Genomic DNA, 8,126 nt, shown 5'->3' with positions numbered 1-8,126 from the left:
GCGCCCAAATCCACGATATTATAACGCGCCTTGCCTTGTCACATCCGGAAGTGGCCTTCCGTTTAATTAATAACCAGCGGTTGGTGCTTAGCACAAATGGCAGCGGGCGTTTGGAAGATGTGATTGCTTCTCTGTACGGCAAGGAGGCAGGCGCTGGCCTTTTGGAACTGTGCTACTCTCAAGAGGGGATCAGTTTGCAGGGCTTTTTGGGGCAGCCAACTCTTTTGCGCAGCAGCCGGCAATGGCAAACTTTCTTGGTTAACGGCAGGGTGGTGCAGAGCCGCGCCTTGAGTAAGGCGTTGGATAATGCCTATCATTCGGTGCTTCCGAAGACAGGGTTTCCTTTGGCGGTTATTCGCATTGACGTGCCGGCGGAAGATATTGACGTCAACGTGCATCCCCAAAAAAGCGAAGTGAAGTTCAAAAACGAGCAAGATATTTTTCGCGCCGTTTATAAGGCGGTTACGGTTTGCTTAACCAGGCCGGCGGCAGAGCAGCTGCGCCAGGCGGCGCCACTTGTTGCGCCTCGTCCTAAAGAAGAAACTCAATCTTTTGATTTTCAAAATATCCCAGTTGCGACGGCGGCGCAGCCTGAGAAAGAGAGATTCGTGCAGCCAACGCCCCTGCCGGAACCATACCGTCCTATTTTTAAGCCTCTTGCAGAACGGCAGCGTCCGGTCGCAGCGGCAGAAAGCATTCCGGTCTATGAGGCGCCGCCTCTTGAAGCGGCAGCAGTGGTGTCATCCTTTGAAAAAATGGAACCAGAAATGAAGCTTGAACCGGTAAGGACAGAGACTTTCCAACAGGCTGAGGACGCGATGACGGACGAAGACAGCCAGGCGGAAAGCGGGGCTTCTTTGGCTCAGGCAACAACTTCGACCGAAACAGAGGCGGCAGAGCCTTTGCAGGTTTTGGGGCAGGTCTTGTCGTGTTACATTGTCGCCAAAGACAAAGAGCAAATGTATCTGGTGGATCAGCATGCGGCGCATGAACGCATTCTCTATGATAAATTTGTGCGAGAAGCGGCGGAGATGCCTGGACAGACTTTGTTGGTGCCTGTTTATCTTGAGGTGGATGCAAAAGAAGAGCTTCTGTTGGAACAGCATGGGGAGGCTTTGGCGCCGCTGGGCTTTCGTTTAGAGATGGCCGGCCCTGGAACGGCAAGGCTGCTGGAAATTCCGGCCGATTTGACAGGGACTTCTCCGGAGACAATGCTGCGCGAGCTATTGGTGCGCTTAGATGAAATGCAGCAGCCCACAGCGGCGCAGCTGCGGCACATGGTGTTTGAGACGGCGGCCTGCCATGCGGCCATCCGCGCCGGCGAAGAACTGAATCAACGGCAGATGGAGCGCCTTTTAGAGCAGTTGGCGCAGACGACATTGCCCTATAGCTGCCCGCACGGACGCCCTGTGATGGTGCGTTTTGGCGAGGCAGAGCTGATGCGATGGTTTAAAAGAACTTAAAGAGGGCTGTTAACGAAGCATGATGGATGAATTGCGAGTGACTACGGCGCGGAATGCGGGGACATTTTTAGTAGGGGAAGCCAAGAAGTTTGCCGAATGTTGGGGAGGCCAGTACGTAGTCCGGGGAGAATTATCGCTGGAAAAACTGCGACAACAAGAAGGCGTAGAAAAATTGGTGGTTTTTTCTGTTGACGGACCTGTTATTGAGGGGATTGGCTGGCGCTATTTTTACCATCCCAGTATGGCGGCCCTGCGTGCTTTGCAATGGGAAAGAAACGGCCAGGACGCGCTGGTGCAGGCGTTAGCGCTGCAACCGGGGGAAACCGTGCTGGATGGAACGCTTGGCTTGGGGGCGGATGCCGTTTTGATGAGCCTTGCCGTAGGTGAAACAGGCAAAATTTTAGGAGTGGAAAAATCTCCTTGGGTGGCCATGATTACCTCACATGGTTTGGCGCATGCCGTTGGGTTGAATCCGGTTCTTGAAGCTGCTATGCGAAGGATTGAAACCCGCTGCGGTGATGCGTTGGATGTCTTAAAAGACATGTCTGCCGGAGCGGTAGATGCAGTGTATCTGGATCCGATGTTTCGCTACTCTGTGCAAGGAAGCTCGAATATGCAGCCCTTGCACCAGATCGCCGATCGGCGGCCTTTAAGGCGGGAACTCTTGCAAGAAGCTTGCCGAGTAGCGCGACGCCGAGTGGTAGTTAAGGAAGCAGTGCATAGTCCGGAATGGGAACGTCTGGGTATTCAGGACTTTTCCGGCGGTCGTTACAGTCGTGTGCGTTATGGGATTTTGAAGGGGGCCGGTATATGAAAGAACGCTTGCTGGTGGTACTGGGGCCAACAGCTGTAGGCAAAACCGACCTGGCGGTAGAACTGGCCTTGCGCCATGACGGCGAAGTGGTTTCCGGCGACTCTATGCTGGTATATCGGGGCCTGGATATTGGTACAGCCAAGCCTTCGCTGGAAGAGCGCCGGGGAGTTCCGCACCATTTAATCGATATTTTAGACCCAAACGAGCCTTATGATGCCGTACGCTTTGGCGAACAGGCCGAAGCTGCAGTCAAGGAGATTCAAGGTCGAGGACGGCTGCCGGTATTAGCTGGCGGCACTGGGCTTTATGTGCAGGCTTTTTTGGAAGGCTATGTGTTTAGCGAAGTGGCTGAAGACGCTCCTTTTCGTGAGGAGATGGAAGCGTTGGCGCAAAAAGAAGGAAATGAGGCTGTGCACAGACTGCTGCAAAAGGCGGATCCGCTCAGTGCGGCAAAGCTGCATCCCAATAATTTGCGTCGTGTCATTCGGGCGCTGGAGGTAGCTCGCCAAGGGGGAGAAACACTGAGCCTGGAAAAAAAAGCGGGACCTGCCAGTCATTGGCTGGAGCAGTCTTTGGTTGTGGGGCTGACTATGGAGCGAAGTGCATTATATCGGCGCATTGAGCAACGAGTGGAGCGCATGGCGGCTGCAGGGCTGGAAGCGGAAGTAAAGCGTTTACTGGCAGCTCAGGTAGAACCAACCTGCCAGTCAATGCAAGGGATTGGCTATAAGGAAATGGTTGCGCACTTGCAAGGACAGTACTCTGTTGAGGAAACTGTGGCAACCATACAAAAAAATACCCGTCATTTTGCTAAAAGGCAGTTTACTTGGTTTAAGCGCATGCCCTATGTGCAATGGTTTGATGTTGGCCAAGCCGGCTGGAGAGAAGAAGTATTTTCTCTGGTCCGACATTGGGAGCAAACAGGAAGTCGTTGCACTTAGAGCGAATAAATATAAGTTATGGAACCATTGTTGCGCCGGAAGGATAGCTGCAGCAACGGTCCTGTAGAGAGAAAAGGGGGAGTTGCAATGCTTGCAAAGCCGATGAACCTGCAAGACAGTTTTTTAAATCAGGTGCGGAAAGAAAATAATCCTGTGACCATTTATTTGGTTAATGGTTTTCAATTAAGAGGCCTTGTTAAAGGATTTGACAATTTTACCGTTATTTTAGACAGCGATGGAAAGCAGCAACTGGTTTATAAACATGCTATTTCCACGATTACGCCATTCCGAGCTTTTCAGCATGGTTTTGTGGAAAAACAAAGGGAGACGACAGGAAACGCGAATGCTATAGAATAGCTGTGTTTTCATAAGCGTCTTTTAACCGGAAAGGATGGTGGGAAGACGTGGCCAAGGTATTAGGGGATATCCAAGGAGTCCGTAAATCGCTGCTGGCGCAGCTCGAAGAATTATATGAGCTGACAGTGCCGTCCGACCAGATAATCAGCAGTGAAATGGCGGAACAGATGCTGCAGCTTAGTCAATTGCTGAACCGAGAGGTTGCCGTTTATTGCAATCGCCGCGGCCGGGTTATGGCGGTATCGTTGGGGGATTCCTATACGGTAGACTTGCCGGAGGTGCGCGGCCGACGCGGCCAGCAACGGCTTTCCGGCATTCGGTGCATCCATACGCATCCTAGCGGCGATTGCCGCCTTAGCGCGGCAGATGTCAGTTCGCTGCGGGACTTGCGTTTTGATGTGATGGTTTCTTTAGCTGCGCCGCAACCGGAAACAGCGCTTTGTATGCTCGCTTTTTTAACGGGTGAGGACGAATGGCAGGAAGAAGGCCCGTTCTCCGTAACGCAATTAACGGCCTTGCCTTTTTCTCGCTGGATTTTGCAGCTAGAACGTCTTTTAGCCCAGCAGATGGCTTCTGGGCATGTCATGGAGGAAATCGAGACGGCCTTGCTGGTCGGCTTGGAAACCGGGAATAGCAGTTGGGATCTGGACGCTTCCTTGCAAGAATTGGCGCAGTTGGCGGAGACAGCCGGCGTGGAAGTAAAGGGCGTTGTCCGTCAAAAAAGAGACCGTCCGGATGCGGCCTTGTTCATCGGCCAGGGAAAGGTCAAAGAATTAGCGTTGCTGCGACAGCAGATGGATGCAAATGTCATCATTTTTGATGATGAACTGACGCCTGTGCAACAGCGTAATTTGGAACTGTCTCTGGGCGTAAAAATCATTGACCGTACAGCGCTCATTTTGGATATTTTCGCCCAACGGGCGCATTCTAGAGAAGGCAAGCTGCAAGTGGAGCTGGCGCAGATGCGTTACCGCCTGCCTAGACTTAGCGGCAAGGGTACGGAACTGTCGCGCTTGGGAGGCGGCATCGGAACGCGCGGACCTGGTGAGACTAAGCTGGAAGTGGACCGGCGGCGGGTGAGGACGCGTATCAACGATATCGAAAAAGAATTGGCGTTGGTATTGCAGCAACGCCAGCAGCAGCGTCAGCGTCGCAAGGATAACGAAGTGCCGCTGATTGCTTTAGTCGGCTACACCAATGCAGGAAAATCAACGTTGCTGAACGCCCTAACTGACGCAGGGGTATTGGCGGAAAATAAGTTATTTGCTACGTTGGATCCGACAACGCGCAGCGTGACGCTGCCTGATGGTGAAACGATCCTTTTTTCCGATACAGTCGGCTTCATTCAAAAACTGCCGCATCAGCTGGTAGCGGCTTTTCGCGCCACCTTAGAGGAAGTGGTAGAAGCCGATTTATTGCTTCATGTGGTGGATGCCAGCCATTCGCAGCGAGAAGCGCAGGAGCAGGCTGTTTACGAGGTGCTCAAGGAATTAAAAGTTGCAGAAAAGCCTATGCTGCTTGTTTTCAACAAAGCAGATCGTATGGAAGCGGGAGAGCCTGCGGTAGTCGAGCGCCTTTTGCGCCGCGGCGACGCGTTCTTGGTTTCGGCGCTGCAAAAAACAGGCTTAGAGGAGCTGCTCTTGGCCGTGGCCGCTAAGGTGAAACGGCGCAGCGTGCGGCGCGAGCTGTGTTTGCCGTATGAGCAAAGCGGCATGCTGCACAAGCTGCATGAGGATGGCAAGGTTACTGCCTGCGAATATGCGCCGGAAGGCATTCGGGTTTTGGCGGAGATTCCCTTATGGGCGGAGCCGTTTTGGAGTCAATATTGCATGGCTCAAGGAACAGTGAATGAGAGTGAGGAACAGGTAGATTGAATCGATTTAGTGCTAAAATTCAAGCGGCGCGGGAAAAGGCGCTGCAGCAGATGACGGCTATGGCCAAAGACGTGGATCAGGTCGCTGAAACCAATACGTTGAGGGTATTGGACGCTTTTCGCCGTCATCGAGTTTCGGATTATCATTTTCGGGCGACAAGCGGCTATGCCTATAACGATGCAGGGCGGGAAACCTTGGAAGAGACATGGGCAACACTGTGCGGCGCCGAAGCGGCGCTGGTGCGGACGCAGTTTGTTTCCGGTACGCATGCCTTGGCTACCGCTCTGTTCGGCGTTTTGCGTCCCGGAGACGAGTTGGTTTCTTTAACCGGGGCGCCGTACGATACGATGCAAAGCGTTATCGGCCATGTACGGGACGTTCCGGGTTCTTTGAAGGAATTTGGCGTTTCCTATCGGGAAATGCCCATGCCCACTGGCGGCATTGACTTGGAGCATCTGTCTGACTATGTGGATGCTAAAACGAAAATGGTGCTGATTCAGCGTTCGCGCGGTTATAGCCTTCGGGCGACATTGACGGTGGCTGAAATTGCCGCTGCTTGCGCGGCGGTCAAGGCCATTGCTCCGGAATGCATCTGTTTTGTTGACAATTGCTACGGTGAGTTTGTGGAAGTGCAGGAGCCAACAGCGGTTGGCGCGGATATCATGGCTGGCTCGTTGATTAAAAACCCTGGCGGCGGGTTGGCGCCGACAGGCGGCTACATTGCAGGCCGACGGGATTTAGTGGAGCTGGCTGCTTTTCGCTTGACTGCGCCGGGGATCGGGGCGGAGTTGGGAGCTTCTTTGGGAGGAAACCGCTTATTGTACCAGGGCTTGTTTGTAGCGCCTCATACAACGGCTCAAGCGGTAAAAGGAGCTATTTTTGCTGCGGCCTTGTTTGAGAATTTAGGTTATAAGACCTTGCCGCACTGGTCGGTGCAGCGAGGCGATATTATTCAGGCGATTACTTTGGGAACGCCGGAGCGGGTGGTTGCCTTCTGTCAGGGAATTCAAAAATATTCACCGGTTGACGCGCATGTACGGCCGGAGCCAAGCGGTATGCCTGGCTATGAAGACGCGGTGATTATGGCGGCGGGAACCTTTGTACAAGGGGCTTCCATCGAATTGAGCGCCGATGCGCCGATGCGCGAACCTTATGCGGTATATCTTCAGGGCGGTCTTACTTTTGAGCATGCAGTTTTAGCTTGTATGGGTGCTGCACAAGAATTGGAAGATAAAGGTCTTTCTTTTTCTTAAAAAAAGAAAGGAAATTTACTGATTGTGTAGAATAGGCAAATAGAAAGATCCATTTTATGATAGCGGTGGTTGACGTGGCTTTTTTTCTAATTATTTCATTTATTGTGCTGCTCATGGCTTTCTTGGTAGCTTTGCTAAGCAAAAGATTTCCTCAATGGCAGCTTTCTTGGAAAATTGTATTGTTTTGTGCCGGCTGTGCAATTTTATTGGCTGCGGTCTTGCCGCGGCTTTTATTGAGTTGGGCTAACTTGGAAATGACAGTTGCCATTTTGTTTGTCTGTGCTGTTGGCGGCGCTTGGGCGGCTGCTAAGCTGCCTGATTGTATGCCTGTTATGTCGGCAGCTGCTGTTTCACCGGTTGCCGCTGAAGCATCGGCTTTTTCTTTGACGGTTAGCGAGAAGCAGCAGGAAGAAGCGAATACAGGGGAGTTCTGGATGGACAGGCAAAAAGAACCTTTGCCCAAGAAAGAAGAAACGCAAGAGCAGTCTCTTGCAATAAGAAAAAAGAAGGCGCTCAAGGCGCCCAAAAAAGAACCTGCTGTTGCTGGAGCTTTGGCAGCGGATCCTGCTGGCGAGGAGCGCTTGCCGATTAGACGTAAGAAAAAAGCCCCGGTCAGGGCAAAGAACATGGATAATGCAGCACCTCAGACAGCAATTGAGCCTGTAACGATCAAGATGCCTGAGGCGGAACATGAGACATCTCCAATAACAGAGACAACGATTGAGCCTGCAACGGCTAAGATGCCTGAGACATCTCCAATAACAGAGACAACGATTGAGCTTGCAACGGCTAAGATGCCTGAGGCGGAACCTGAGAAAACGGCAACAATAGCCGCTGCTGAAGACCTGCCAGCTGCTTCGGCGCTTGCTTCGTCCATGACAGAAGAACCTAAAGAAATTTCTGCGCCGGAAAAACCGGATTTTGTTGAGAAAACAGAAGAGATCCCGGCTGCGTTTGTTAATGTTGACGCTTGCTTGGAGGAAGCTTGGCGTTTTCGCGAAGCCGGTTCCTGGCAAACTGCGCAGCAAGTGCTGCAAGCAGGGATTACGCAGTTTGCTGACGATGAAGAATTGCCTTTTTTACTCATAGAAGAAGGTGCATTACTAAAGCGTTATGGACGTTGGGAGGAAGCCATTGCGGCTTTAGAAGCAGCGCTTGCCTTGCCGCAAGTAAGGTGCCAGCCTGTTTGGCAAAAAGATATTCAACAAACTTTAGGATATTTACAGATTTTTCTTGGCGTGTTGCGCCAGCTTAAATTGGAGGCGGTTGCGCCGGAAGCCATACCGGCTTCCGTGCTGGATAAGGTTGAAGCCATCTATCAACAATGGCGCAGCCGGCAATAAACTACAAGGGGATTCCATTTTTATGTTTATACATATGCGGGAGGGGTTTCATTTATGAAAAAAAGCACAGAAATTTTAAGC

At 52.0% G+C, this 8,126-nt stretch carries 7 protein-coding genes; all 7 read left to right on the top strand.

Annotation, left to right across the window (positions count from 1 at the left end; translation table 11 throughout):
• A partial coding sequence (gene mutL, locus PHF27_RS12030; RefSeq protein WP_300070385.1) for a DNA mismatch repair endonuclease MutL occupies positions 1-1,463 on the top strand: 1,463 nt, incomplete at its 5' end.
• Between the two features lie 19 nt (positions 1,464-1,482).
• On the top strand, positions 1,483-2,277 hold the full coding sequence (locus PHF27_RS12025) for a class I SAM-dependent methyltransferase (protein ID WP_300070382.1): 795 nt from the start codon (positions 1,483-1,485) through the stop codon (positions 2,275-2,277).
• Positions 2,274-3,218: a tRNA (adenosine(37)-N6)-dimethylallyltransferase MiaA gene (gene miaA, locus PHF27_RS12020; RefSeq protein ID WP_300070379.1), complete on the top strand. Its 945-nt coding sequence runs from the start codon at positions 2,274-2,276 to the stop codon at positions 3,216-3,218. The genes PHF27_RS12025 and miaA overlap by 4 nt, the downstream gene beginning before the upstream one ends.
• 87 nt (positions 3,219-3,305) lie before the next feature.
• Complete coding sequence (gene hfq, locus PHF27_RS12015) at positions 3,306-3,575, top strand: RNA chaperone Hfq (protein WP_018704353.1); 270 nt, start codon at positions 3,306-3,308, stop codon at positions 3,573-3,575.
• A 47-nt stretch (positions 3,576-3,622) separates the two neighbouring features.
• Positions 3,623-5,449, top strand: coding sequence for a GTPase HflX (hflX, locus tag PHF27_RS12010; RefSeq protein WP_300070374.1), 1,827 nt, complete (start codon positions 3,623-3,625; stop codon positions 5,447-5,449).
• On the top strand, positions 5,446-6,702 hold the full coding sequence (locus PHF27_RS12005) for a methionine gamma-lyase family protein (protein ID WP_300070371.1): 1,257 nt from the start codon (positions 5,446-5,448) through the stop codon (positions 6,700-6,702). The genes hflX and PHF27_RS12005 overlap by 4 nt, the downstream gene beginning before the upstream one ends.
• Before the next feature lie 56 nt (positions 6,703-6,758).
• Complete coding sequence (locus PHF27_RS12000) at positions 6,759-8,045, top strand: hypothetical protein (RefSeq protein ID WP_300070368.1); 1,287 nt, start codon at positions 6,759-6,761, stop codon at positions 8,043-8,045.
• Positions 8,046-8,126 lie beyond the last annotated feature (81 nt).

This window comes from Anaeromusa sp., assembly GCF_028691475.1.
In the GTDB taxonomy this organism is placed as follows: domain Bacteria; phylum Bacillota; class Negativicutes; order Anaeromusales; family Anaeromusaceae; genus Anaeromusa.
Note: the sequence above shows the minus strand (reverse complement) of the source record. Positions and strands in the feature narration are given on the sequence as shown.